Below are 25,403 nucleotides of genomic sequence, written 5' to 3' on the forward strand. Positions count from 1 at the left end.
GGAATAATTCTATGGCTCAATGGTTTTTAGGTCTTAACTGCGCCTGAATCGTGCTGAATCATTGTTCAGATGCGACAGAGAAACGGCAGAAGACAGCGGGAACATTGCAGCCATGGATCAGAAAACGCTTATAAAGCGCTCATTCGTCTTCTTTCTCATTCCTGATTTCTCGATGATCGCCTTTGCGACGGCGATCGAGCCGTTGCGGATTGCCAATCGCATGCTCGGCTACAACGCCTATCGCTGGCGTCTCGCATCGAGCGACGGGAAGCCCATCACCGCATCCAATGGCGTTGAATGCGCAGTCACCTCCTCCCTTGAGGATGAGCGCCGCTTTCTGACCGGCGAAGACAGGCCCTCGATGGTGTTCGTCTGCTCGGGCGTCCATGTGGAAAAGTTTCAGAACAAATCGGTCTTCGCCTGGCTGCGCGAGGAGTTCAATCGAGGCGTCGCCGTCGGCGGTCTCTGCACGGGCGCGCATATTCTCGCCGCCGCTGGCCTCCTCTCCGGCAAGCGCTGCGCCATTCATTGGGAAAATCTGCCCGGTTTCGCCGAGGCCTTCCCCAAAGCCGATGTCTATGCCGATTTGTTCGAGGTCGATGGCAATATCCACACCTGCGCGGGCGGCACCGCGGCGCTCGACATGATGCTCAAGCTCATCGGCGACGATTTCGACGACAATCTGGTCAACCGCGTCTGCGAGCAGGCCCTGACCGACCGTGTTCGCAACCCGCATGATCGCCAGCGCCTGCCGTTGCGCGCGCGCCTCGGCGTGCAGAACTCCAAGGTGCTGACCATCATCGAATTGATGGAGGCAAGCCTGACCGAGCCCTTGTCGCTGATCGAGGTCGCCGATCATGTCGGCCTCTCGCGCCGCCAGATCGAACGCCTGTTCCGCCAGGAAATGGGGCGGTCACCGGCACGATATTACCTGGAGATCCGCCTCGACCGCGCCCGCCACCTGCTCATCCAGTCGTCGATGCCTGTGGTGGAAGTGGCAGTCGCCTGCGGTTTCGTCTCGGCGTCGCATTTCTCCAAATGCTACCGCGAACTCTACGGCCGCTCCCCGCAACAGGAACGCGCCGACCGCAAGCAACTGATTGCAGCGTGAGTAGTGAGTATTACCTCCACTCCCAATCCCGCATGCGCTGCTGCCAAACCCGTTCGCCGGCCATGCAGTCGTAATCCTGCTTCTCCTGCACTTTGAGGACCGGCGGATCGTCCGCGTCAAAGGTCTCCGCCGGATCGCCGGCCAGTTCGAGCATCAGTTTGCGCCGCACGGCTTCGGGAAACTGCTCCCATGAATTGACCGGTATCATGAACGCTCCCGGTCCGCCGATGACGCAATCGCCGTAATACTGGTCGAGATCCTTCACGTCCCATCCGCCATAGAGCGAGCCGCGCGTCATCAGCGGCAGGCCGTTAATGGTGATGCCCTTGTCCAGTGCAGCGGCGCGCGCGGCGGTCACCGACCGGCCATGATTGTTCGGGCCGTCGCCGGAGACATCGATGATGCGGCGCTGTCCCTTGAAGCCGCTATTGTCGAAGAGCCCAGCGCTGAAATCGATCGCGCCCGAGATCGAGGTGCGGCTTTGCGGCGGCGGCACCGGCTGGTCGAGCTCGGCGGCGAGCTTTTCCGCCGCCTCTTTGCTATCGACCAGCGTCCAGGGAACGATGATGCGCTGGGAGCCGAAGCCCGCCCATTCGATATAGGTGATGGCGACGCGGCCGTGCAGCCCTTCCAGGATCGCCTTGATCACCTGCGGATGGCGCAGCGCCGCGACATAGCCATCGCGCTGGATCTTCTGCTCGAACGCCTCCATCGAGCGCGACGCATCGACGGCCAGCACCAGTTCCACGTCAACCGGAATGCCGTCTCCCGCCTTATCCTGGGCGCGCGCGGGGAACGAGGCCATAACGGCCATCATCATGACCAGCACATGGATCGTTCGCAGTCCCATACTGGAACAATATCACAAGAAATGAAAAATGCCGCGACGAAAACACACGCCGCGGCATCAATCGGTCAGTCCAACGCGTTTACGCCTTCAGTCGCTCGTTTTCCGGATCGAACGGCGATTCCTGAATGGCGGTTGCCTTGTGCATTCTGCCGAGGATCCGGATCTCGAATTCGGTTCCGAGCGCGGAGAGGTCCGGCTTGACCATCGCGAGCGCCAGGCTCTTGCCCAGGCGCCAGCCATAGCTGCCATGCGTCGCACGGCCGACGAGCTTGCCATTCTGGTAGATCGGCTCCGAGCCGCGTATGTCGGCATCGCCGATATCATGCACCTCAAGCGTCACGAAGTTCCACTTCAGCCCTTGCTCACGCGCCTTCACCACCGCGTCGCGGCCAATGAAATCGCCCTTGTTGGGATGAACGAAGCGGTCGAGACCGGATTCGAAGGCGTTATATTCGATGGAAAGTTCGCGCGGGATCAGGCGATAGGATTTCTCCACCGCCATCGCCGTCATGGCGCGAATGCCGAACGGCTTGATGCCGAATTCCGCGCCTGCTTCCATCAGAAGGTCGTAGATCGTGTTCTGCTGCTCGATCGGGTGATGCAGCTCCCAGCCAAGCTCGCCGACGAAATTGACGCGCAGCGCATGTGCCGTCGCCGGTCCGACACTGATCTTTTTGCCAGACAGCCAGGGAAAGTCCTCATTCGCGAGGCTCGTACGGGTCAGCTTCTGCAACACCTTGCGGCTGTTGGGCCCTGCCAGCACCAGCACGCCGAACAACTGGGTGATGGGACGCAGGCGCACCGATCCGTCCGCAGGCAGAAGCTTGGCGAGATAATCATGATCATGGTTTTCGTAAGCGCCAGCCGAAACCAGATAGAACGAACCGGGCTTCCATTCATAGACGGTGAATTCCGAGCGCACGCCGCCATTCTTGGTCAGCAGATGGCAAAGCGCGATGCGCCCCATCTTCTTAGGGATGCGGTTGGCGAGGATCGAGTCTAGCCATGCGCGCGCGCCGGGGCCGGAAACTTCCATCTTGGCGAAGGCAGACATGTCGAGAAGGCCGACATTCTCGCTCACATTCTTCACCTCGTTGCCGACATGCTCGAAGTAGTTCGAGCGGCGGAACGACCACAACTCCTTGACCTTGCCGTCGGCATCGGGCTTCGGATGGTTGCGGTTGAGCAACACGTCCGGCTTGTCCAGCGAGGCAACATCGATGCCGTAACCTTCCGGCGCGAACCAGTTGGCGCGTTCCCAGCCATAGACGGAGCCGAACACTCCGCCGAGCGCCTTCTGGCGATCATAGGAGGGCGAACGCTTCAAGGGCCGCGCCGCGCCGCGCTCCTCGTCCGGATAATGGACGGAGAAGACTTCCGCATAGGCTTCCTCGTTCTTCTCCTTGAGATAACCCTCGGTCGCATAGGGCCCGAAGCGGCGCGGATCCACGCCCATCATGTCGATGGACGGCTCGCCTTCGACGATCCATTCCGCGAGCTGCCAGCCGGCCCCGCCCGCCGCCGTCACGCCGAAGGAATGTCCTTCGTTGAGCCAGAAATTCTTCAATCGTGGCGCCGGGCCGATGATCGGCGAACCATCGGGCGTATAGGCGATAGCGCCGTTATAAACCTTCTTGATGCCAACTTCACCGAAGGCCGGTACGCGGGCGATGGCCGTTTCAATATAGGGCATCAGCCGCTCCAGATCTTCCTGGAACAGCTCGTATTCGCTTTGGTCGGAAGGCCCATCGACATAGCAGACCGGCGCGCCCTTCTCGTAAGGTCCAAGCAGCAGGCCGCCATTTTCCTCGCGCATGTACCAGGAGGAATCGCTCTCGCGCAGCACGCCCATCTCAGGCAGGCCCTTGGCCTTGCGTTCGAGAATAGCCGGATGCGGCTCAGTGACAATATACTGATGCTCGACCGGAATAACGGGAATATCGAGGCCGACCATCTGGCCGGTCTTGCGCGCGAAATTGCCGGTGGCGGAAATCACATGCTCGGTGAGAATATCGCCCTTGTCTGTCTTGACCAGCCATTGGCCGTCCGGCTGCTGCTCGATGCCCAGAACCGCAGTATGGCGATAGATGGTTGCGCCACGGTCGCGCGCGCCCTTGGCCAACGCCTGTGTCAAATCCGCCGGCTGGATATAGCCGTCATCGGGATGCTGGATCGCCCCCAGAATGCCGTCCATTTCAGCGAGCGGCCAGATTTCCTTGACCTCTTCGGGCGTAAGCAACTTGACCGGCACACCGATCGTCTCCGCCACGCCGGCATAATACATATATTCGTCCCAGCGGTCTTTGGTGCGGGCCAAACGGATATTGGTGCAATTGGTGAAACCGACATTCATGCCGGTTTCTTCCTGCAGTTCCTGATAGAACTTCACCGAATATTTGTGGATCTGGCCGACCGAATAGCTCATGTTGAACAGAGGCAAGAGCCCCGCCGCATGCCACGTCGAGCCCGAGGTCAGTTCCTTACGCTCGATCAGGACGACATCGCTCCAGCCCTTCTTCGCCAGATGGTAGAGCGTCGAAACGCCCACCACACCGCCACCGATCACCACCGCACGGGCATGGGTCTTCATATCGTGTCATTCCCCTGAATAAAGGCGGGCTTCTCGGCCCGCGCATAAGGACGGATTTTTGTGCACTATGCCGAGTGCCCCGGCCATTGGTAAGGCCTGTTTGCGACATGGCCACGAAATGCCGCGACGCGCAACATGGCAGTCATGTCGGCGGCAATCGGCAACGGTCTGCATAATCCCTGAGCCTTGCCATTTCGTCTTTCATGACCGATGAATGGCTGAGCGGGGGAGATCGATCGTGACGGACATGCCGGCTGAACAATATGAAGGGGGCGGCGGGCGGGAGCCTTTCCTGCGCCGTATGGCAAGGGCGCCGCTTGCCTGGCTCGCGCTGGCCCTTCTCGCGCTCTGTGTTCTCCTGAGCATCCGCCTCATCCTGCCCATCGGCCCGATGTATTGGGACACCTACATCTATTTCGATGCCGCGCAGCGGATCTATAACGGCCAGATACCCAACACAGATTTTCTCACTCCGGTGGGGCCGCTCGCCTATTATATCTTTGCGCTGGGCCTGAAACTTTTCCCCCATGCTCAGCCGCTTCTTCTCGCCCAATGGGTCATCCTGATCGTCGCGGCTCCGTTGATGGCGGTGATCATCCAGGACGTCGCTCGCACTGAGCGCCGTCTCGCCTTCGCACTGCTCATCCCATTCCTGATTTTCGCCATCTGCCCCGCCAATGTGCAGTCCTTCCATCCCTATCCCGGCTTGGACGGCTTCGGCATCTACAATCGCCACGCCACGCTGCTGCTCTATGTGCTGGTTTCCGCCCTGATGTTCGTCAAGGATGGCCGCAGGCTCGCGATTATCTGCGGGCTGGCCATGCTGGCGCTGTTCCTCATCAAGGCCACCGGCTTTCTGGCCGGCGGCTTGATCGGCCTTCTGGCGCTATTGTCCGGGCGTATTTCCTGGCGCAGCGTCGTCCTGGCGGGCGCGATATTCCTCGCCGCCCTCATCTGCCTGGAATTCAACGGGCGTATGATAACAGCCTATCTCGACGAGATAGCTCTGCTCATCGGCATGAATGAAGAGGCGTTGCTGCCACGATTCCTCACGGTTCTCTCCACCGATCTGGACATCATTCTGGCCGGTGGCGTTCTGGTTCTCGCGCTCGCCTGGATGGGACGGCAGAAACTCCGCGCCGGCTCAGCGGCGACCCTGCTCAACAGCAATTTCGTCTGGCTCGGCGTGGCGCTTGTCGCCGGCATCTTCTTCGAAACGCAGAACACCGGCAGCCAGGATTTTACCTTCCTGTGGCCGATCCTTCTGGCGATCTTCATCCAGTCCGCTAATGAACCTGTTCCACGGCGGCTTTTGATCGCCGTACTGGTCGGATTTGTCGCGATCCCCTATACAGCCAAGATCGCCCATAAGACGCTGCGCGCCGTCGCCGTATCGCCGACCTATGTCGCAGCACCGGTGACGGATATGAAAACACTGGGGCAGGTCTCTACGCGCTGGGATATCATGGAGCGCAGTCTGCTCATGGAAAAGCACTATCTGAAACATGGCGATGCCTATAGCGATCTCTCCAGCCATGGCCAGCTTCCAAGCTGGCAGCTTTATTCAGAGCTCGATTACCAGATGTACTGGGTCATCTCCGCGGATGAGGCCGTCAAGGCTATCAGGCAGTTCGAAGCCACGAACGGCGTCCACTTCGCAACCCTCATGAATCTCGATTTCACCAATCCGTTTCCATGGCTTCTCGATCGTGACGCGACACGGCACATCCAGATCGGCGCCGACCCCTACCGCACCGTGCCGCCGCTTGATGACGCTGCCCGGAAATCGATCGCCGAGACCGACGCCGTGCTCGTGCCGCACTGCCCGTTGACCACCGGCCGCCGTGCGCTACGCCGCATCTATGCCGACGCGCTCAAGGACCGGCAGGAGGTGAAGCTCAACGATTGCTGGGACATGCTGCTGCGGCCGGGGGTTTTCCCAACCTCCCCTTGATGGTCCTGCCCCCTTGATGGCCGGCATCTGCTCCCCATCTCCCCGAAACAAGAAGATGAAGAGCGGATAGCTTTAAGACTTCACCTGCGCCTTGACGAAATCCTTGACGATCCGGACGATGCCGCGCGAGAGCACTTCGTCCAGCGCCGCGATGAATTGATCGACATGCGCCCGCTCGCAGATCAGCGGCGGCTCCAGCCTGACCACATTGCGATTATATTCGGTAAAGGCCACCAGCACCGCATGGTCGCGCAGGAGATGGCTGCCGATGAAGCCCGGCAGCGAGCCCTTCAGCTTGTCGTCCAGCATGGCGAGGACCGGACGCAGCACGACGGGCACGGACTTGGAGAAATCGTGGAACTCCAGACCGACCATCAACCCCTGCCCGCGCACTTCCTTGATCAGCGACGGATATTTTTCCTGCAGCGCCTTCAACCGTTCGACGAGATAGTCTCCAACCGCCGCGGAATTGTCGATCAAGTGCTCGTCATAAAGCACGTTCAATCCCTCGATCGCCGTGATGCAGGCTTCGCCGATGCCGCCGAAGGTCGCCATGGCGTGGATCAGCGCCGTCTTCGGCGTTCCATAGGCCTTCATATAGACCTCGCGCCTGGCGATCATCGCCGCCATCGCGGTCTTGCCGCCGCCAAGCGATTTCGCCAGCGCCGTCACATCGGGCACCACCCCGTGATGCTCGAAAGCATAGAACTTGCCCGACCTGCCAAGCCCGCACTGCACCTCATCCGCCACCCACAACACACCGTAACGGTCGCAGAGCGCCCGCAGCTTCTGCCAGAATTCGGTCGGCGCGGTGATGATCCCTGCCCCGCCCTGAATGGTTTCGAGAACGATGACGCCGATCTCGGGATCGGACTTGAAGGCATTCTCGATCGCGTCGATATCGCCGAACGGCACGCGCACCGTATCGCCGGCCAGCCTGAACTCGCCACGATATAGCTTGCCGTCGGTGACATTGAGAACGCCCTTGGTCTTTCCGTGGAACGAATTCTCGGCATAGACCACCTTCGGGCGCTTCGGCCCAGCGGCGCGCTCGGCAACCTTCAGCGCCGCCTCCATGGCCTCCGAGCCGGACGAGCCGAAGAACACCATGTCGAGATCGCCGGGGCTGCAGGCGGCAAGATTATGCGCCAGCGCCGCCGCATATTGCGACATGAAGGCCATGGCGATCTCGTGGCGCTTTTCCTCCTGGAAGGCTTGGCGAGCCGCGAGAATGCGCGGATGGTTGTGACCGAAGGCGAGCGAGCCGAAACCGCCGAAGAAATCGAGGATTTTCCGGCCATTCTGGTCGATATAATACATGCCTTCGGCACGCTCGATCTTGATCTTGTTGAAGCCGAGCAGCTTCATGAAATGCAGTTGGCCGGGATTGATATGAGCCGAGAAAAGCTCCGTCATCCGCGGCAGGGCCATCGATTTGGCCTGCTCGACCGTCAGGAGATCGGGCTTCCGCGTTCCCCCTGCCGTTACGGCTGGTATATCGACAGACGCTTCTTTTTTCACAAGTTTCACAGCCTTGGCCATACTTCTTCCCCCGTTCCTATTCCGCTGCAAGCGGCACCATATGGGCCACCGGTTTGCCGTCCACCTTGTTGCGGTATTCCTTGTAGGCGGCGACGAGCATGTCCTCGTCGCGGAATTTCGGCTTCCAGCCGAAAGCGGCGAACGCGCGCGACGTGTCCCGCACGCAATATTCGTCGGCGATCAGATATTGCTCGGGATCCATCAGCGGTTTGTTGACCGCATCGAGCATCGCCAGCGCGCCCTTGACCGCGAAGGCCGGCGTCGGCAGCAGGATCGATTTCGACCCTGCTTGCTTGATCAGTCCGCCCAACAGTTCACGCACCGAAGGGGGATTAGAGGAGCCGAGATTGTAGGCATCGTTCGGCACGCCATGCTCCCAGGCGAGCCGCGCGATTTCCGCGCAGTCATAGACGGAAATGAACTGGTACGGGTTCTTGCCCGAACCGATCATCGGCACCGGCAAATTGCGGTCGACCAGCTTGAACAGTTTTTCCAGGATACCGAGACGGCCCGGGCCGATGATCAGCCGGGGACGCATGATAGAGATGTTCATGCCGCGCGTGCGCCAATCGGCGGCGAGCGCTTCGGTGGCGGCTTTCGATTTGCCGTACTCGCCGAGCGGAGCGATCGGATGATCCTCGGTCTGCGGCGAGACGACGGTGTGGCCGTAGACCATGTCGGTGGTGAACTGCACCAGCTTCGACGCCCCCGCCCGGTCCATAGCGCTCATGATGTGCGCCGCGCCGTGATAGTTTACCGGCCAGAAGAAATCATGACGCTTGGCGCGTACCTGCAGCGGCGCCAGCATCTTTGCCGAGAGATTATAGACCATGTCGTCCGGCTTGAGCCCGACGGCATTCACCTGCGCCTCGCTGGTGACGTCGCAATGGATGAACTTCGCCTTGGCGTAATGCGGCAGGTCGGTCTTGACGATATCCGCCACGACGACCTTCTCGCCTTGGCTGACCAGATCGTTTGCCAGATACCGGCCAACGAAGCCGTCGCCGCCGAAAATGATATGTCGCATGTTTCTACCCGCTATCCCTGAAACATCAGGGCCCTAGAACTTGGAGTTGGAATCGGTATTCACTGTCTCGCGAGACGCCGCCCCGCTGCCGTGACCGCTCTGCGCGATCAGCACCGTACCGATGCAGATGAAGGCGATGCCGGCGATTTTCAATGTGCCGAGATCTTCCTTGAACACCGCCCAAGCGAAAACGGCCACCGCCACATAGGCGAGGCTCAGAAACGGATAGGCGAAGGAAAGATCGACCTTCGACAACACGTAGAGGTGTGACGCCATCGAGATGACGAAGACAGTGAGCCCGGCAAACACCCAGGGATTGAACACAATCTGGAAGATGCGCTGGATCGCGGTATCTGCGCTGAAGCTGATCGGTCCGAGCGTGATCATGCCATATTTGAGCAGGACCTGCGCCGCGGCGTTGGTCATCACCGTGAACAGAATGAAAGGAATATATTTCGTCATCGCATCCTTGCCTTACCCACTTTAGGCTGTCGCCTGCGATCTGCAGCGAAGCGTTACACCGAGCATGTTGAGAAGCCGCAAAGCGCTTCCGTAAAATTCGAACCATCCGCAATTTTTGATTGCAATTGGTATTTCATATCCTGATCAAACGAGCGCCATCGCCGTTCTCTGCCAGAAATTCGACGAAAACGCCGGATCACGATGCTCTTCCAGCTTTTTCCAATGTGGAAACGACGCAGCGAAGGTCGCCGGCGACATCCTCTGGTCCTTGTAGGGATTGACCCGCCCGCCAGCCGCAATCGTCAAACGATCGAGTTCGGACAAAAGCGCCAATGTTCCCGCGCCCCGATTGGGAAAATCGAGCGTCAGAGTATAGCCCGGCTGCGGAAACGACAAAAGTCCCGGCGAGCCGATCGTCCCGAACCGCTTCAGCACCGTCAGAAACGATACCTCGCCTGCCTTGCGCGTCGCCTCAAGCATGGCAGGGATTGTATCCGGTGCTTGTGCATAAGGGATGACGCTCTGGTGCTGGTAAAGCCCCGCAGGACCATAAAGCCGGTTCCAGTCGCGCATGCCGTCGAGCGGATAGAAAAATCGCTCATATCCCGTCAGATGCGGCTCAGCGCCCCTTCCCTTCAAATTCAGATATGCGGCATTGAAAAGTGTCAGGCTTGGCCGGTTCAGCGCCGAAAAGGGCAATTCGAAGGGGACGCGCAGACGTGTCGGTCGTGGGTTGACGGTGAAATTCCCGTTCCCCGCATGGTTTCCCGTTAGAAGCAGCCCGCGTCCGGCGCGCGCTCCTCTCGCGATCTGATCGATCCATGCAACGGCATATTCATTGGCCTCATCCGCCTTCTCAGCCAGTTCGAAGAATTGGTCGAGATCGGCAAAGCGCGTGATCCGCTCCTCGACATCCAGCGACGCAACACGCATCAGCCGAATCCGGGCCGTCGAGATCAGCCCCGTCAGGCCCATTCCCCCGATCGTCGCGGCGAAGAGCGGCTCGTTGTTGAGCGGGGCGCAACTGACCGTCGTTCCGTCTGAACGCAACAGCTCGAATGAAACAACGTGACAGCCGAACGTGCCGCGCCGGTGATGGTTCTTGCCGTGCACGTCATTGGCGATGGCGCCGCCCAGCGTCACAAAGCGGGTGCCCGGCGTCACCGGCAGAAAATAGCCATGCGGCGCGGCAAAGGCGATGATCTCGGCCAGAAGCACGCCGGCTTCGGCTTCGATAATGCCGCTTGCAGCATCGAATCCCAATATCCGGTCTTTCGGGCGCATCTCGACCAAAGCGCCCCGGTCATTATGGCAGCTGTCGCCATAGGAACGGCCATTGCCGAACCCAAGCAAAGACCCCGGCGCAGCAGACCCGTCCTGCAGCGACCGCTCCGCCCCGGCAAATGAAACCGCCCGTCGCGGTTTCCGCTCTATGCGGCCAAAGCTCTCGCCAAAGCGATCGCCAGAGTTATCGCCAAAACGATCGAACGACATCAGCGCATGCCCGCCGTCATCAGCATGACGCCACCGAGCATGATCATCATGATGCTGCGCCAGTCGCTAAGCAGGAACACAACTGGATCGTCATGCATGTGGTCGCGATGCGCCAGAATCCAGATGCGCAAATTGATGTAGAGTACGATCGGACAAAGCGGCCAGATCATCCAGGGATAGGAATAGAGCGTCTTGACAGAATTGCTGTCGATATAGAGCGCCAGAACCATCACCGCGCCGAACGCCGCGGCCACTCCGCTCTGGGCTACAACTTCCCGATCGCTGCTGCGATAGCCCCGGCCGGCGATTTTCTCGTTTTCATCCGGCGGTGCATGGTTCAGTTCGACATAGCGTTTGACCAGCGCCAGCGACAGGAAGAAGAAGATTGAAAAAGACAGGAGCCAGAACGAGCCGGGCGTCGCATTGGCGGCAGCGCCGGCGAGCAACCGCACGGTATAGAGCCCCGCCAGCACCAGCACATCGATGAGCAGCATCCGCTTCAGCGCCGCCGAATAGGCGGTGGTGACAAAGAGGTAGAGCGTCAGCACCAGCATATATTCGGTGGGCAACAGGGCGGCGATCCCGTAGGCGAGCGCCAGAAGTGCTATCGAAGCGCAGACCCCGAACCATATGGGAAGTTCGCCGCTGGCGAACGGCCGCTTCTTCTTGCGGGCATGGCGACGGTCAAGCTGCAGGTCGAACAGGTCGTTGATGATATAGATCGACGACGCAGCGGCGCAAAAGGAGACGAAGGCGAGAAAGGTTCGTCCGAAGACGTCGTGATAGAGGATGTCATGGGCGAGGATCGCCGGGACGAAGACGAGCATGTTCTTCATCCATTGATGAACGCGAAGCATTCTGAGATAGCTGCCGGGCCGCACGCGCGGCGCGGCAAAGAAGCCGCCGGTGTGCCCGTTCGGCCCCTGTTTCAGTCGCCAGGCGCGCACGGCTCTATCAGGCGCGACCACGATGGCATTCCGCGCTCTGTCGAAAATGGCGATATCGGCGCGGGAATTGCCGGCATAGTCGAATCCGTCCTCGCCAAAGGCCTCCACCAGCATCTTCAGCTTTGCCTCTGAAGCGAGGTTGCGATACCGGTCTGTCGAATAGACCGCATCGAAAATACCGAGATGCTTCGCTACCGCCTCGGCAAAGGAGGTGGCGGCGGCGGTCGCAAGAACCAGCTTGCGGCCCTCGGCATGTTCCGTCTTCAGGAATGCCAGGAATTCCGGCCGGTAGGGCAGCGTCGAGGGGTCGATCGTAACGCGCTCGGCTATTTCATGCTTCAGCCTCGCCCTGCCCTGCAACGCCCAGATCGGCAGCAGAAAGACAAACAGGAAATTTTTTTTCAAAAGCAGGAAGATGCCTTCCCACAAAAGATCCGTCGCGATCAAAGTGCCGTCGAGATCGACCGCCAGGGGTACTTTCGTATCGGCCCTGTTGTTTTTGCCCGCAGCCATCGTTTTCCTACCCCCACGTCCTAAAGGCAATTGTCCCCCAGGGCATTTGATCGCCCTGGAACCGGCCCGGAAAATGAGAACCCGTTTCCCAACTACCTTTTGTCCCGAATTGCGTTCGAGCACAGGAATTGGGCGGTTCTTCGTTTCGTTCAGAACAGCAACTGCTCTAGCAGCTATAAGAAAACGAAGGATGAACTCCGGCGATGTATAGAGGACGCACTTGCGCAACTGTGGGATGGGGTAAACATGCGCTTAAAAAAACAGGGTGATTTCTGCCGATGCAAGAACGCCAGACGCGATCAACCAGGTTTTATCCTGCGTATGCCTCGGATGTGTCGAGGTCGAGTATCCAGGTCTGCCCGACGAGATCCTTGCCGAACGAATGATGCGGGGCTTCATCGATGAGTTGGAAACCTGCGGCCTGATAGATGCGGCGCGCCGACACGAGCACGTCATTGGTCCATAAGGTTAGCTTTTTATAGCCGAGTTCGCGCGCTCGCTCGATGCACGTTTCAACCAACCTGCGTCCGACCCCCATCCCGCGTGCGCTTGGCTCCACATAAAGCAGCCTCAACCTGGCCACGGCGGGATCGGCGCTCTTCATCAGGAATACCGATCCGACGATCACACCGGCACGTTCGGCGACCCAGCCGTCCTCGCCTGCCGGATCGAAATGGGCGACGAAATTACCGAAAATCTCGCAGACAAGCCCCTCATAGGTCCAGTCCCAGCCATATTCGCGGTTGTAGAGCACCATCTGGCGATGCGCGATCCACCCAAGATCGCCCGGCTCGATCCCGCGCAACCGGACACTTCCAGCCTGTGCCTTGTTTGTGTCGAGCACCGTCCTGATTGAATGCATCGCCGAAACGAGCCGCTCGCGTCTTTCTCCGTCGAGCGGCATCAGGATTTCTTCCATCTGCGACCGCGTGCCCTGCTCAAGTGCGGCAAACGCCTCACGTCCAGCATGGGTCAATGCAAGCTGCCGCCGCTTGCCGTGCTCGGGACTGATCCGGCTCACCACCAGCCCGCGCGCGCGAAACCGTGTCAGTATCCGGCTCAAATGAGCTTTGTCCATGCTCAGCACACGGGCGATCTCAGCCGCCGTCAGTTCCCCGCCTCCCTGCTCCGGGCCATGCGCCAGTTCATAGAGAACCCGCGCCTCGGCGAGCGAGAAATCGCTTTTCGGAAGATGCTCGTCCAGAAGCCCGATTTCGCGCGTGTAGAAGCGGTTGAAGCTGCGTATCTCATCAACGGTGTTCATCGATGCGCCCACACTAATGTTGTCTGAGACAACACTTAGCGCAAAACAAAAGATTTGAGAAGGATTTTCAGCGCGGAAAATTCGGGAAGAGCGAGGGAGAGTACGATATAAAAGCAATCATCAGAGCGGCTCCCATCTTCAAAATGGGCGCCGCCCGGACGCAGTCACCTATTTACGCAATCACCTATTTGATGGTCGCCGCGCCGCCGTTGATTTCGATTGTCTCACTTCCCGTCAGCGCCTGGCGATCGCCATTCGGAAAGGTGACGAAGCAGCCCGACGGGCAGAAATCCACCGTCTCGCCCGCCGACAGGAGCAGGTCGCTCTTGGTCGAACCCTCGGTGACAACAAGGGTGCGAGGCTCGCTGTCCTTGTTGACCGCGGTAGCGGCGAATGCTGGAGCGGCGCTGATAACAGTAAGAAACAAGGCTGTTGCAAATCTATTCATATCGCTCCCGGTGTCGCCACCGCCTCCTCTGTAAGGCATGTATCTCTGCCTGTTGTGTCAGGCATTGTTATAAAGCCCCTAAACTGAACGGCAACTGAACATCGTCAGATTTTTATTCCGCTGGTGCCGGCCTTGCCTCCCACTTTTACCGTTACCTTCGTTTCCCCGGGGCGTTCCTGGCCATTGGCATCGGCCGGCGGCTTGTTGTTCCGGGCCGCGATCACATCGGCAATGGCTTCGATCTGCTCGATGCGCAGATGGATGTCGGTTTGCGGGAATGGAATCTCGATTCCCTCCTCCGCGAATCGTTCCACAATCTGGAAACGCAGCTCATTCTGGACCAGCACGATGGCCGATATGTCGGCCAGGAATACACGCAGCTCGAAATCGAGCGACGATGCACCGAACCCCTTGAAAGCGACGAAAGCTTCGGGGTTCTTGAGCACCTGAGGATGGGAACGCCCGATATCCGACAGCAGCGCATGGACTTTGCGCGGATCACTGCCATAGGCCGCCCCCACGGGTATATCAACGCGGCCGAGCTTGTTGCGATGCGTCCAGTTGGCGACATTGCCGTTGATCAGCGACGAATTGGGCACGATGATCGACTGGCGTTGGAATGTCTCTACTTCCGTGGCGCGCACGCTGATCTTCTTGACGATCCCCGCAACGCCGCCGGCCTCCACCCAGTCGCCCACCTTGATAGGCCGTTCGGCCAGAAGGATGAGGCCGGAGACGAAGTTCGACACCACGTTCTGCAGGCCGAAACCGATACCGAGCGAGAGACCACCGGCAACAAGTGCCAGATTGGAGAGGTTGATTCCCGCCGCCGAGATGCCGATCAACGCCGCCACCGCCAGGCCGAGATAGCCGACGACGGTGCGGATCGAATTGCGCACGCCGGAATCGACCCTCCCCCGCGCCATGACACTGCCGTCGAGCCAGTTCTGGAACCAGCGCGTGACGAAATAGCCGATGACGAACAGCAGGAGACCGGTGAAGATACCGGTGAACGAAATCGAGAAATTGCCGATCTGGAAGCCGGTCATCAACCGGAAGAACCATGTCTGCAACTCGGACCACTGAAAGCCGAATTGCAGCAGGATCAGCGGTATGCCGATCAGACAAACGGCAAAGTTCGTGAGAACGCCCGCGACCAGTCCGAGCTGATCGAGCGATGTCTCGTCCATGCCGAAACGCTGCTTCATCGCGCGCCCGACAGAGGTGCTGCCGAAGGCGTGCTCGTCCGTAATGGCCCGGGCGGTCAGGAAACCCAGATACATCGTCACCAGGAAGGCTCCATTGACGACAATCTGCTGCGAAGCGAAGCGCGCCAGCCCGATATAGCCGAGCAGGGCCGCGACGATCGGAAACAGTCCCAGACATATAAGAAAGATCCGCAATGGCTTGGGCCAGGGCCGGACGACCCCGGCATCTTCCCGTTCGATCGGCTTCACCCAGGCGATGGCGATAATCAAAAGTCCTACGAGCACCGTGGCGATAAGGCTTTTCGCCACCGTCAGCGACAGTGGTGACACCACGACCTGGCTGACGGTGTTGAGGAAATAATCGAGCCCGTTGATCAGCGCGGTCGCGGTGATGAGATAGGTCAGTATCCGCGCCGGCTTTGGCGCGATATGCACCAGCCGCCAGGCCGGCATATTCGCGCAGAGCACCGACTTCGCCAGCCTGTGAATGAAATAGACGATGCCGGTAACGCCAAACAGCGACGACAGCATTGTTGCGATATCGGGCCGCAGTACGTTGAAATAATTGAGGAAGAAATAGGTGGTCCCGAGAAATACGCCAACAGCAGCCGAGGGAACAAGCGTCGACCAGAAGGCCGCGGTAAGCCGGCTGAGATAGGACGGGGCATCTGCGGTGGGATCACGCCAGAACAACTCCCCCAGGAAACGCTGCGCGCCGAAATGCAGGACAAGCGCCGCCGCCAAGGCGAAGAACGCCGCAGCCAGGAATGATTTGAGCTTGAACATGACGACGAAACGCCACCAGGATGAAATCACCCGTCCCAGCGTCTGCGTCTCCGCGCCGGCGGCACTGATGACTTCGCTGCCCAGCGAATAATTGATGTCGACACGTTGTGACAAAGTGCGTGCGAACAGTTCGCGGCGCATGTCGCCAATCTGCTCGATCATCTGATTGACGGAAAGCGAGGTGTCCTCCGTTTCCCCGATCATGGCGTTGATCTCGGCCTTTTCACCGGTCAGCCGAGTACGCTCCTCGGTAACGATAGGCGGCTCGGCGGGCTGTCCCTGGGCTGGCGGCGCACCGAGTTGCTCCAGCCGCGCATTGATCTCCGCCAGCCGCGGTCTGAATGCCACACCCGCATCGAGCAACTTCTTCGCCACCTGTTCCATCTGCAGGCGCAGATCGACCAGGGACGCGTCGTTCTTCGACGCTTTCCCCATCTGATCGGACAGGACCGCCGCCTGCCTCTCGAGAGAATCGATAATAGGCCGTTGCTGCGTGGCGATATCCTGGGCAAAGCCCTGCGCAACCGGCGCCAGAAGCGCCAGAAATACAGCGAAAACAAACAGGAATTTCGAGAATTTACCTGATAGAATCAATTTCGACCCGCCAATTTCGATCAATTTCCCGGCCACGAAGCGCTTTCCGAGCTCTATTCATAGAAACCTACCCTACCGTTCACAAGCAAAACCGGGCACAATAAAGGCTTCGGCGTGAATCAAAATTGCAAAACCACGCCGTAAAATACGGGAAACAGGCGATATTTTCTTGTTCCCGGACGCTTGGCTGGTTAAGGAGAGTTGTGATCAGCGCGGTTTTCGTGCAGACGGACAGGAATGTCCGTATATCGCCGTGATGTCATGACATTCACGAAATCACACCATGAAATGTGCAGGAGTTGATCGAGGCAATGCATTTTACCGATGACGCACAACAGGAAAAGCCCGGCCTGATGCCGCTTTTCGCCTGCGTCTTGTGGATTGCTGCCGCACTCTTCGCGTTTCACTGGGCCCTCCCCGGCGAAAACAACACCGATGAAATCCTCGCCCTAGCGGCGGGAAATCAGGATACGCTGCGTTCAGCCGCTCCGATGAAGGAGCAATCGACCCCAGCTCGAAACCCGATGCGGGCCGCAGCGCTGGACGCATGGCATCTGAAGACGGCGCCGCTTCGCCTCGACAGCGGACATGACTCCGTCCTTCTGCCCGCTTCGTCGGCATTCGACACATCGATTGTCGGCAGCGCGACCTTCGGTCAGATAGCTCTGCGGCCCGCCGGGATATCCGGCCGGACCTTATCGGCGCGTGCGCCGCCCGTTATCGCCTGAAACTTATCGGCGCGCGGAATATCCCTTTTGAAGGGGAACTCCATCTAGAAAACCGGCGCCCGCGAACATCCTCCCGCGAGGCTTCAGCGAGCGCGATTTTACCGGACCATAAAAATGCGTACTTCAAAATGGGTCGTCGCGACCTACAGTATCATCATTCTTCTGGGCATTCTCATCGCGATGCCCAATTTGCTCACGCAACAGCAACTGGCTTCGCTGCCGAACTGGCTGCCGAAAAAGCAGGTCACGCTGGGTCTCGACCTGCGCGGCGGCTCATATCTCGTTCTCGAGATTGACGCGGCCAGCCTGAAGAAGGACCGCCTGCGCTCGATGCTTGATGACGCGCGCGCCAAGCTGCGTGCCGAGCGCATTCAGCCCCAGTCGATCCGGATTGTCGGCGACTCCGTGGTAGCCAACATCGCCAACCCCGCTCAACTCAGCCAGGCCGAAACGGCGCTGCGCACGCTTGTCAGCCCTGTCGGCGATAATGGCTTCGGTACGGCGACCAACGATATCGACGTCAGCACCGGCGGCAACCAGGTCCGCATGACGCTGACGGAGGCGGGCACGAAGTACCGCATCGACAGCGCGCTCCAGCAGAGCCTCGAGATCATTCGCCAACGCGTCGATCAGGTCGGCGTCGCCGAACCCTCGATCCAGCGCGTCGGTTCCGACCGCATCGTGGTTCAGCTTCCCGGTCTTCAGGACCCGGCGCAATTGCGCCAGCTTCTCGGCAGCACGGCCAAGATGTCCTTCCACATGGTCGCCGACGCCAACCCGAACGATGTGCCGCCTCCCGGCGTGACCATCCTGCCGGATGCCAAGGACCCGAACATCAAATATCCGATCGAGGATCAGGTGGCGCTCAGCGGCGAAAGGCTGACGGATGCGCGCGCCGGTTTCGATCCGAACACCAGCGAACCCATCGTCTCCTTCCGCTTCGACAGCGCCGGTGCGCGCCAGTTCGGCGATATCACCAGCCGCAATGTCGGCAAGCCCTTCGCCATCGTCCTGGACGGCAAGGTGCTGAGCGCCCCCGTCATCCGCGAGCCGATCACCGGCGGTTCCGGCCAGATCAGCGGCAACTTCACGGTCGAGGACACGGTGACCCTGTCGGCGCTTCTGCGCGCAGGCGCCCTGCCCGCCCCACTGACGGTCATCGAGGAGCGCACTGTCGGCCCGGATCTCGGCGCCGACTCCATCAAGATGGGGCTTTATACCGGTCTGGCGGGCTTCGCCCTCGTGGCGATATTCATCGTCGTGCTCTACGGCTTCTGGGGCATGGTCGCCAATCTGGCGCTGCTGCTCCACACGATCCTCACCTTCTCCGCCCTAAGTCTCCTTGGAGCGACGCTGACGCTGCCGGGTATCGCCGGCATCATTCTCGGCATCGGTATCGCGGTGGACGCCAACGTCCTCATCAATGAACGCATCAAGGAGGAAACCCGCAGGGGGCTCAACGCCATGCCGGCCCTCGACAAGGGCTTCAAGAGCGCCTACGCGACCATCGTCGACGCGAATGTGACGACGCTCATCGCCACCGGCCTTCTCTTCCTGTTCGGCACCGGTCCCGTACGCGGCTTCGCCATCACCATGATGCTCGGCATCGCCATCTCGATGTTCTCCGACGTCGCCCTCGTGCGCATGATGATGGGCTGGATCGTTCGCCGCCGGAAATTGAAAAAGCTGGAAATCAAGCCGCTCTTCAATCTTTCGCCCGGCGAGACAAGTTTCAAGTTCATGCGCGCGCGCTTTCTCGGCATCGGCGTTTCCATTCTTCTCTCGATTGCCTCGATCGTGCTCTTCATCAAACCGGGCCTCAATTATGGCATCGACTTCAAGGGCGGCATCCAGGTAGAGATCAATACGCCCCAGCCGGCCGATCTGGCGCAATTGCGCTCGACGCTCGGTGCGCTCGATCTGGGCGAGGTCGCGCTGCAGAATATCGGCAGTCCCAGCGAGGTGCTGATCCGCGTGCAGCGCCAGGACGGCGGCGAGGAAGCGCAGACGGCGGCGGTCACCAAAGTCCGCGCCGCCGTCGAAAAGCTCATCCCCGACGTCAAGATCGAACGCACGGAAGTCGTTGGCCCGAAGGTCAGCGGCGAACTGGCTCGCTCCGGCATCCTCGCCGTGGGCCTCGCCGCCATTGCCATGCTGTTCTATATCTGGTGGCGTTTCGAATGGTATTTCGCGCTGGGGGCAATTGCCACGCTCATCCTCGACACCACGAAGATGATCGGTTTCTTCGCCCTGACTGGTCTCGATTTCAACCTGACGGCCATCGCCGCCCTCCTGACGATCATCGGCTATTCGGTGAACGACAAGGTGGTGGTCTATGACCGGATGCGCGAAAACATGCGGCTCTACAAGTCCAAGCCGCTGCGCGAGATCATCGACATGAGCATCAACCAGGTGCTGGCGCGCTGTATCTTTACCTCGGCGACCACCTTCCTGGCCATGCTGCCGATGGCGCTCTGGGGTGGCAGCGCGGTCTTGAACTTCGCCGTCCCGATGATCTTTGGCATCGTGATCGCGACGAGTTCCTCGATCTACATCGCCGCTCCGATCCTGCTGTTCCTGGGTGACTGGTGGAAACGCCACAAAGACGAACGGCAGCAGGCAGACGGCGCCGTAACCACCCAGAACTGACGCAAAGACCCGATGGCGCGACCGAAACGATCGGCGCGCCATCGGCTTTTAGAACGTCGGAAGCACAATGAAGGAAAGAGCTTGAGCAGCAGGCGACATGAAGCTTAAGGATTACATCTGGCCGATCGTCGGCGTCGGCGCAGTCACCGTTTCGGCTTGGCTCCTCTACAAGGAGCTGCGCACTATATCGCTTGACGACGTGATCGATAGCCTCGATGCCATCAGCATGCATCGCTGGACGCTCGCTGCCGCCTCGGCGATATTGTCCTATATGGCGCTTGCCGGCTATGACCGTATCGCACTCCTGCATCTGAAGAAGAATATCTCCTGGATATTCATCACGCTGAGTTCCTTCACCACCTATGCGCTCTCCCACAATATCGGCGCCTCGGTCGTGTCAGGCGCGGTCGTGCGCTACCGCGCCTATAGTTCGCAGGGGCTCACCGGAAGCGAAGTGGCGCTCCTCGTAGCCTTCTGCTCCTTCACCTTCTTTCTAGGCACCACGATATTGAGCGGCATCGTCCTGCTCATCGAGCCCGACATCCTGCAACGCTTCAACGAAGATATCTCCCCTCATCTGGCGCTCGGCCTCGGGGTGTTGATGATTCTTCTGGTACTGCTCTATGTCTTCGGCAGTTGGCTGCAACTGCGCCCGCTGGTGATCGGCAAGTTCCGGCTGGAATATCCGCGCCTGAAAATCGTCTGGCAGCAATTGCTGATTGCGCCCGTCGAACTGATCGGCGCGGCCGGAATCATCTATTTCGCCCTGCCTGAGGCGGGAAATCCGGGCTTTCTCATCGTGCTGGGCATCTTTCTCATATCGTTTTCCGCGGCCCTTATCTCGCATGCCCCCGGTGGGCTCGGCGTCCTCGAAATCGTGTTCCTGACCGGATTGCCCGATATGCATCAGGCCGATGTGCTTGCGGCGCTGATCGTTTTCCGCCTGCTCTATCTCCTGATTCCCTTCGCGCTTTCGCTTTTTGTCGTGCTGATCTTCGAAAAGACCCAGTTCGCGCTGCGCTGGAGCGAAAAGGACAAACGTCCGCCGGATACGGATAGCCCGTAACCAGTGATTGCAGACGTCAATTTTTCGCGCTGCTGAATGATTATTAGGCGAATAGTCTCCAAAACCCGGACAACCATAGCCGGGCTTTTCTTCATCAATGCCGCGCCACCGCTTATTCTTGGACAGGATTGAAGTCCTGTTCGAGGAAGCGGAATGACGACGACATTGATCATACCCGGTTACAGGGGATCGGAAGCCGGCCACTGGCAGCGCCAATGGCTTGTCGATGATCCGCAGGCAAAGGTGGTCGAGCAGGAGGACTGGGAGAATCCCGTCCTCTCGGACTGGCTGCATGTGCTGGAGGCGCATCTGGCCGAGCATCCCCATGCCGTGCTGGTGGCCCACAGCCTCGGCTGCGTGCTGGTTTCCCATCTGGCAAACCGGCCGGCGGCGGCCCATGTGGCAGGCGCCTTGCTGGTCGCTCCCGCCGATAGCGAAAGAATGGCGCGTCATGACAGGAAATTCGCGAGTTTCGCGCCCCTGCCCCGCCAGGAACTCATGTTCCCCTCCGTTGTCGTGGCCAGCCGCAACGATGAATATATGAGCTTCGCCAAGGCGAAGGCGTTGGCCGATGTCTGGGGTTCCGGGTTTGTCGATCTCGGCCATGCCGGTCACATCAATCCGGCCAGCGGCTTCGGGTACTGGCCGGAAGGCCTGATCCTCACCTCCTCCTTCCGCCAGCCTGCGCTGATCGCGGCGGAATGAGCACTACTGCATAATTCCTTTAATCGGAATCGATTTAGGGATAAAATTATGCAGCATTTCAAAGTGTTAGAGCGTCCTTTGCGTGTCCAATAGGACGCGCGGCGCTCTAACCGTGCGCCTTGCGCTCCAGGATGTATTTGAGGACCAGCGTCAGAAGCGCGATGAATGCAAGCGTCGAGGCGGCAGCGAAGGCGCCGACCGTATTGTAGTCGTTGAAGAGCAGTTCCACCTGCAAAGGCAGCGTATTGGTCTTGCCGCGGATGGCGCCTGATACGATCGATGTCGCGCCGAACTCCCCCATCACACGCGCATTGCAAAGCACCGCGCCATAGAGAAGCGCCCATTTGATATTGGGCAGAGTGACGTAGAAAAAGGTCTGAAGGCCCGTCGCGCCAAGCGTGATCGCAGCTTCCTCCTCATCGCTGCCTTGGACCTCCATCAGCGGAATGAGCTCGCGCGCCACGAACGGACAGGTGACGAACAAGCTGACCAGGAAGATCGCCGGAACAGTGAACATGATCCGGATATCGTGCGCTTCGAGAAACGGCCCCAGCAGGCCCTGGGAGCCATAGAGGAACAGATAGATCACGCCGGCGACGATCGGAGAGACCGAGAACGGGATTTCGACGAAGGTGATCAGCAGCCGTCGCCCCGGGAAGCGGAACCGAGTCACCAGCCATGCCACGCAGATGCCGAAGATCATGTTGATTGGCACGACGACGATGGCGGTCAGAACCGTAAGCCAGATCGCGTGCAGGGTCGAAGGCTCGGTGATCTCACGCCAGAAGACACCGACCCCGCCGCCGAAAGCGGAAGTGAAGATCACCGCCAGCGGCACGCCGAGGAACAGTGCCGAAAGGCCCACGGCAGCAAGAATCAGCGCCACCTGCCATGGACCGCGCTTCTTCTTCTGTGCGCCGTTATCCCTGACGGCTGTCCTGCCGTTGGCCAAGCTAGCTGCGCTCTGCATATCGTAACTGCCAGGCCTGGATAAGATTCGTGGTGAGAAGCATGAGGAAGGCGACGATCAGCATGACCATCGCCAGCGCCGCCGCCGAGGGATAATCGAACTCGTCGAGCCGGATGAAGACCAGGAGGGAGGTTACCTCTGTCTTGAACGGCAGATTGCCTGAAATGAAAACGATCGCGCCGAACTCGCCGAGGCTGCGGGCGAAGGAGAGCGCGGATCCCGCCAGAAAGGCCGGGAAGATCATCGGCCAGATGATATGCCTGAAAATCTGCCAGGGTCGCGCACCCAATGTCTGCGCCGCCTGCTCCACATCGTCAGACAGATCCTCAAGTACCGGCTGCACGGTGCGGATGACGAAAGGCGCGCTGGTGAAGGCCATGGCGATGGCGATGCCAAGCGGCGCATAGGCGATCTTGATGCCCATCGGCTCCAGATATTGCCCGAACCAGCCATTGCGCGAGAAGACAGTGACCAGCGCCAGCCCGGCGATGGCCGTCGGCAGCGCGAAAGGCAAGTCGATAAGCCCATCGATCAGCCTCTTGCCCGGAAATTCGTAGCGCACCAGGACCCACGCGAGGAGCAGGCCGAAACTGGCATTGATCAGCGTGGCGATCGCAGCGGTGCCGAGCGTGATACGGTATGTGGAAAGCGCGCGATCGGACGTGACGATCGACCAGAACTCGGCCCAGCCAAGGCTCGCCGTCTTCAGGACCATGGCCAGGAGAGGCAGCGCCACGATGATCACCATATAAAGCAGCGTGACGCCCATGGTGATCCCGAAACCCGGCAGAACGCCTTTTCTGATCCTGGATGATTTAGAAAACATGATGGCCTTTGGTCACGCGGGACAGGGTTGATTACAGCATCGGCCCGCGATGCGGAACCGCAATCGACATGTCCGTCCAGACATTTGCGGCGCAGTTCGATACCGCGCCGCTTCTTGCTTGATCAATATCGTCTACCGCGCCGTGAAGAGCTGGTCGAGAATGCCGCCGCTGGCCAGATGCTCTTCAGTCACCTTCTTCCAGCCGCCGAATGTGTCTTCCACGGTCACGAGGCGAACCTCCGGAAACTGGTCCTTGTATTTCGCCTTGACCGTCTCGTCATGCACGCGATTGAAATTCCGGGCAATGATATCCTGCCCTTCCGGCGAATAGAGGTAGTTCAGATAGGCTTCCGAGACGGTGCGCGAGCCGCGCTCGTCAGCGACCTTGTCAACCAGCGTCACCGGAAATTCCGAGAGAAGGCTGATGGGCGGTACGACGACATCATATTTGTCCTTGCCAAGCTGCTTCTGCGTGCCCAGCACTTCCGCCTCGAAAGTGATTAGCACATCACCGATGCCGCGCTCGGTAAATGTCGTGGTCGCGCCGCGCCCGCCGGTGTCGAAGACCGGCACATGCTTGAACAGCTCGGTGATGAATTCGCGCACCTTGGCGTCGTCATTGCCAAAGGCTTCCCTGGCGTAGGCCGTAGCGGCCAGATAGGTATAGCGCCCGTTGCCCGACGTCTTCGGATTGGGAAAGATCACCTCGACATCGTCGCGCACGAGATCGCCCCAGTTGCGGATATTCTTCGGATTGCCTGCCCGCACCAGGAAGGCTGGCAGCGAATAATAGGGCGAGGAATTGTTCGGAAGGCGCGACTGCCAGTCGGCCGGAATAAGATTGCCCTTGTCGTGGAGGATCTGCACGTCCGTCACCTGGTTGAAGGTGACGACATCGGCCTCCAATCCTTCAAGAATCGAGCGCGCCTGCTTTGAAGATCCGGCATGCGACTGATTGACCGTGATGTCATTGCCGGTCTTCTGCTTCCACGCCGCGGTGAAAGCCTTGTCGATCTGCTCGTAGAGTTCGCGTCCGATATCATAGGAGACGTTGAGTATCTCCTTCGGCTCCTGGGCATGCACAGGCGCCGCACCGAGTGCCAGCGCCATTGCGGCATATAGAAAAATTTTCTTCATGGATCGTCATCTCCATAGGCGCGCTTGCGCAAAGCTGCCTATCCAGGCAGTACATTGGAAAAACAATCTAGCCACTGGAGCGGTGAAATCAACCTAAATCATTGATTTGAATGGATAAACTACTCATCAGCGGGATGACGAAATGTCCATCACGGCGCAATGCGAAAAAGCGGGTGATTTTTTCAAGGCGCGGCCATTGAAAAGCAATCGATTTCCAAAGCAGGAGTGCAGGAAAAGCCGGCCAAAAAGAAAGGCTGGAAAGGAGATGCTCCATCCAGCCTTTTGCGCGGGGCCACATCACCCGCAATTGCCACTGAAATTGAAATTGCGTCTTACCAGAAACCGCGCTGCTTCCAGCACCAGAGGACGTCATCCTCAGTCCGCTCGGTCCTGCGCTTGCGCCGCGCGGCAATCTCGTCGGTATCATGCGCCATGGCAAAAAGCGGGCGCTCCAGGCAGGCCAACGCCCGCAGGAACAATGTGGTGACGGGGAGAACACCGAGTTCGTAAATACGTGTCATCGCTACCTCCT

General features: G+C 59.4%; 21 protein-coding genes. 6 read left to right on the forward strand and 15 right to left on the reverse strand.

Annotated elements, in window-relative coordinates:
• Positions 1–112 precede the first annotated feature (112 nt).
• Positions 113–1,111, forward strand: coding sequence for a GlxA family transcriptional regulator (locus DUT91_RS00875; protein WP_114438489.1), 999 nt, complete (start codon positions 113–115; stop codon positions 1,109–1,111).
• Positions 1,112–1,121: 10 nt separating this feature from the next.
• Here the strand turns inward: DUT91_RS00875 and DUT91_RS00880 are convergent, their stop codons facing one another.
• Complete coding sequence (locus DUT91_RS00880; protein ID WP_245419427.1) at positions 1,122–1,961, reverse strand: DUF1194 domain-containing protein; 840 nt, start codon at positions 1,959–1,961, stop codon at positions 1,122–1,124.
• A 79-nt stretch (positions 1,962–2,040) separates the two neighbouring features.
• Entirely contained in the window at positions 2,041–4,551 is a 2,511-nt protein-coding gene (locus DUT91_RS00885) for a GcvT family protein (protein WP_114438490.1), read from the reverse strand.
• Positions 4,552–4,798: 247 nt separating this feature from the next.
• On the opposite strand from DUT91_RS00885, the gene DUT91_RS00890 reads away from it, so the two are divergent.
• Complete coding sequence (locus DUT91_RS00890) at positions 4,799–6,505, forward strand: hypothetical protein (RefSeq protein WP_425373735.1); 1,707 nt, start codon at positions 4,799–4,801, stop codon at positions 6,503–6,505.
• 72 nt (positions 6,506–6,577) lie between these two features.
• Here DUT91_RS00890 and DUT91_RS00895 read toward each other — a convergent pair whose 3' ends face one another.
• The 8 genes from DUT91_RS00895 to DUT91_RS00930 all read right to left on the reverse strand — a co-directional run bounded on the left by DUT91_RS00895 (position 6,578) and on the right by DUT91_RS00930 (position 16,739).
• Complete coding sequence (locus tag DUT91_RS00895) at positions 6,578–7,936, reverse strand: aspartate aminotransferase family protein (protein WP_245419481.1); 1,359 nt, start codon at positions 7,934–7,936, stop codon at positions 6,578–6,580.
• A gap of 127 nt (positions 7,937–8,063) precedes the next feature.
• Positions 8,064–9,074: an NAD-dependent epimerase/dehydratase family protein gene (locus DUT91_RS00900; RefSeq protein WP_114438492.1), complete on the reverse strand. Its 1,011-nt coding sequence runs from the start codon at positions 9,072–9,074 to the stop codon at positions 8,064–8,066.
• Between the two features lie 33 nt (positions 9,075–9,107).
• On the reverse strand, positions 9,108–9,536 hold the full coding sequence (locus DUT91_RS00905; protein WP_114438493.1) for an EamA family transporter: 429 nt from the start codon (positions 9,534–9,536) through the stop codon (positions 9,108–9,110).
• A gap of 144 nt (positions 9,537–9,680) precedes the next feature.
• Entirely contained in the window at positions 9,681–11,030 is a 1,350-nt protein-coding gene (locus tag DUT91_RS00910) for an FAD-binding oxidoreductase (RefSeq protein ID WP_114438494.1), read from the reverse strand.
• Positions 11,030–12,490 (reverse strand): UbiA family prenyltransferase, encoded by a 1,461-nt coding sequence (locus DUT91_RS00915; RefSeq protein ID WP_114438495.1) that lies wholly within the window; start codon positions 12,488–12,490, stop codon positions 11,030–11,032. The genes DUT91_RS00910 and DUT91_RS00915 overlap by 1 nt, the downstream gene beginning before the upstream one ends.
• Positions 12,491–12,800: 310 nt before the next feature.
• The gene (locus DUT91_RS00920) at positions 12,801–13,754 is read right to left on the reverse strand and encodes a bifunctional helix-turn-helix transcriptional regulator/GNAT family N-acetyltransferase (protein WP_114438496.1); all 954 of its coding nucleotides are present in this window, start codon (positions 13,752–13,754) and stop codon (positions 12,801–12,803) included.
• A gap of 184 nt (positions 13,755–13,938) precedes the next feature.
• Complete coding sequence (locus tag DUT91_RS00925; protein WP_114438497.1) at positions 13,939–14,202, reverse strand: hypothetical protein; 264 nt, start codon at positions 14,200–14,202, stop codon at positions 13,939–13,941.
• A gap of 104 nt (positions 14,203–14,306) precedes the next feature.
• Positions 14,307–16,739 (reverse strand): mechanosensitive ion channel family protein, encoded by a 2,433-nt coding sequence (locus tag DUT91_RS00930; RefSeq protein WP_245419483.1) that lies wholly within the window; start codon positions 16,737–16,739, stop codon positions 14,307–14,309.
• 362 nt (positions 16,740–17,101) lie between these two features.
• Here DUT91_RS00930 and DUT91_RS00935 point away from each other — a divergent pair, with 362 nt between their 5' ends.
• The 4 genes from DUT91_RS00935 to DUT91_RS00950 all read left to right on the forward strand — a co-directional run bounded on the left by DUT91_RS00935 (position 17,102) and on the right by DUT91_RS00950 (position 21,938).
• Positions 17,102–17,518 carry a hypothetical protein gene (locus DUT91_RS00935; RefSeq protein ID WP_147272135.1) on the forward strand — a complete coding sequence of 139 codons (417 nt, stop codon included), beginning with the start codon at positions 17,102–17,104 and terminating at the stop codon, positions 17,516–17,518.
• Between the two features lie 114 nt (positions 17,519–17,632).
• Complete coding sequence (gene secD / locus DUT91_RS00940; RefSeq protein WP_114438499.1) at positions 17,633–20,167, forward strand: protein translocase subunit SecD; 2,535 nt, start codon at positions 17,633–17,635, stop codon at positions 20,165–20,167.
• A gap of 97 nt (positions 20,168–20,264) precedes the next feature.
• Positions 20,265–21,233, forward strand: coding sequence for a lysylphosphatidylglycerol synthase domain-containing protein (locus tag DUT91_RS00945; protein WP_114438500.1), 969 nt, complete (start codon positions 20,265–20,267; stop codon positions 21,231–21,233).
• Between the two features lie 153 nt (positions 21,234–21,386).
• Positions 21,387–21,938: an alpha/beta hydrolase gene (locus DUT91_RS00950; RefSeq protein WP_114438501.1), complete on the forward strand. Its 552-nt coding sequence runs from the start codon at positions 21,387–21,389 to the stop codon at positions 21,936–21,938.
• Positions 21,939–22,044: 106 nt separating this feature from the next.
• Here the strand turns inward: DUT91_RS00950 and cysW are convergent, their stop codons facing one another.
• The 5 genes from cysW to DUT91_RS00975 all read right to left on the reverse strand — a co-directional run bounded on the left by cysW (position 22,045) and on the right by DUT91_RS00975 (position 25,392).
• Positions 22,045–22,908 carry a sulfate ABC transporter permease subunit CysW gene (gene cysW / locus DUT91_RS00955; RefSeq protein WP_114438502.1) on the reverse strand — a complete coding sequence of 288 codons (864 nt, stop codon included), beginning with the start codon at positions 22,906–22,908 and terminating at the stop codon, positions 22,045–22,047.
• Positions 22,892–23,734 (reverse strand): sulfate ABC transporter permease subunit CysT, encoded by an 843-nt coding sequence (gene cysT, locus DUT91_RS00960; protein WP_114438503.1) that lies wholly within the window; start codon positions 23,732–23,734, stop codon positions 22,892–22,894. Before cysT ends, cysW begins: the two co-directional genes overlap by 17 nt.
• 132 nt (positions 23,735–23,866) lie before the next feature.
• Complete coding sequence (locus DUT91_RS00965; protein ID WP_114438504.1) at positions 23,867–24,871, reverse strand: sulfate ABC transporter substrate-binding protein; 1,005 nt, start codon at positions 24,869–24,871, stop codon at positions 23,867–23,869.
• A gap of 88 nt (positions 24,872–24,959) precedes the next feature.
• Positions 24,960–25,244, reverse strand: coding sequence for a hypothetical protein (locus tag DUT91_RS00970; RefSeq protein WP_160113616.1), 285 nt, complete (start codon positions 25,242–25,244; stop codon positions 24,960–24,962).
• Positions 25,204–25,392 (reverse strand): hypothetical protein, encoded by a 189-nt coding sequence (locus DUT91_RS00975; protein ID WP_114438506.1) that lies wholly within the window; start codon positions 25,390–25,392, stop codon positions 25,204–25,206. The genes DUT91_RS00970 and DUT91_RS00975 overlap by 41 nt, the downstream gene beginning before the upstream one ends.
• Between the last annotated feature and the right edge of the window lie 11 nt (positions 25,393–25,403).

The sequence above is a fragment of the Paramesorhizobium salinisoli genome (genome assembly GCF_003335045.1).
GTDB lineage: Bacteria > Pseudomonadota > Alphaproteobacteria > Rhizobiales > Rhizobiaceae > Paramesorhizobium > Paramesorhizobium salinisoli.

Bases quoted from the DNA above. Each gene is read 5' to 3' on its own strand.
- DUT91_RS00945 (WP_114438500.1), top strand. From the start codon at position 20,265: ATGAAGCTTAAGGATTACATCTGGCCGATCGTCGGCGTCGGCGCAGTC.
- DUT91_RS00915 (WP_114438495.1), bottom strand. From the start codon at position 12,490: ATGGCTGCGGGCAAAAACAACAGGGCCGATACGAAAGTACCCCTGGCG.
- DUT91_RS00890 (WP_425373735.1), top strand. From the start codon at position 4,799: ATGCCGGCTGAACAATATGAAGGGGGCGGCGGGCGGGAGCCTTTCCTG.
- DUT91_RS00905 (WP_114438493.1), bottom strand. From the start codon at position 9,536: ATGACGAAATATATTCCTTTCATTCTGTTCACGGTGATGACCAACGCC.
- DUT91_RS00970 (WP_160113616.1), bottom strand. From the start codon at position 25,244: ATGACGTCCTCTGGTGCTGGAAGCAGCGCGGTTTCTGGTAAGACGCAA.
- DUT91_RS00895 (WP_245419481.1), bottom strand. From the start codon at position 7,936: ATGGCCCTGCCGCGGATGACGGAGCTTTTCTCGGCTCATATCAATCCC.
- DUT91_RS00920 (WP_114438496.1), bottom strand. From the start codon at position 13,754: ATGAACACCGTTGATGAGATACGCAGCTTCAACCGCTTCTACACGCGC.
- DUT91_RS00975 (WP_114438506.1), bottom strand. From the start codon at position 25,392: ATGACACGTATTTACGAACTCGGTGTTCTCCCCGTCACCACATTGTTC.
- DUT91_RS00965 (WP_114438504.1), bottom strand. From the start codon at position 24,871: ATGAAGAAAATTTTTCTATATGCCGCAATGGCGCTGGCACTCGGTGCG.
- DUT91_RS00885 (WP_114438490.1), bottom strand. From the start codon at position 4,551: ATGAAGACCCATGCCCGTGCGGTGGTGATCGGTGGCGGTGTGGTGGGC.
- DUT91_RS00900 (WP_114438492.1), bottom strand. From the start codon at position 9,074: ATGCGACATATCATTTTCGGCGGCGACGGCTTCGTTGGCCGGTATCTG.
- cysT (WP_114438503.1), bottom strand. From the start codon at position 23,734: ATGTTTTCTAAATCATCCAGGATCAGAAAAGGCGTTCTGCCGGGTTTC.
- DUT91_RS00875 (WP_114438489.1), top strand. From the start codon at position 113: ATGGATCAGAAAACGCTTATAAAGCGCTCATTCGTCTTCTTTCTCATT.
- cysW (WP_114438502.1), bottom strand. From the start codon at position 22,908: ATGCAGAGCGCAGCTAGCTTGGCCAACGGCAGGACAGCCGTCAGGGAT.
- DUT91_RS00935 (WP_147272135.1), top strand. From the start codon at position 17,102: ATGCATTTTACCGATGACGCACAACAGGAAAAGCCCGGCCTGATGCCG.
- DUT91_RS00925 (WP_114438497.1), bottom strand. From the start codon at position 14,202: ATGAATAGATTTGCAACAGCCTTGTTTCTTACTGTTATCAGCGCCGCT.
- DUT91_RS00910 (WP_114438494.1), bottom strand. From the start codon at position 11,030: ATGTCGTTCGATCGTTTTGGCGATAACTCTGGCGATCGCTTTGGCGAG.
- secD (WP_114438499.1), top strand. From the start codon at position 17,633: ATGCGTACTTCAAAATGGGTCGTCGCGACCTACAGTATCATCATTCTT.
- DUT91_RS00880 (WP_245419427.1), bottom strand. From the start codon at position 1,961: ATGGGACTGCGAACGATCCATGTGCTGGTCATGATGATGGCCGTTATG.
- DUT91_RS00950 (WP_114438501.1), top strand. From the start codon at position 21,387: ATGACGACGACATTGATCATACCCGGTTACAGGGGATCGGAAGCCGGC.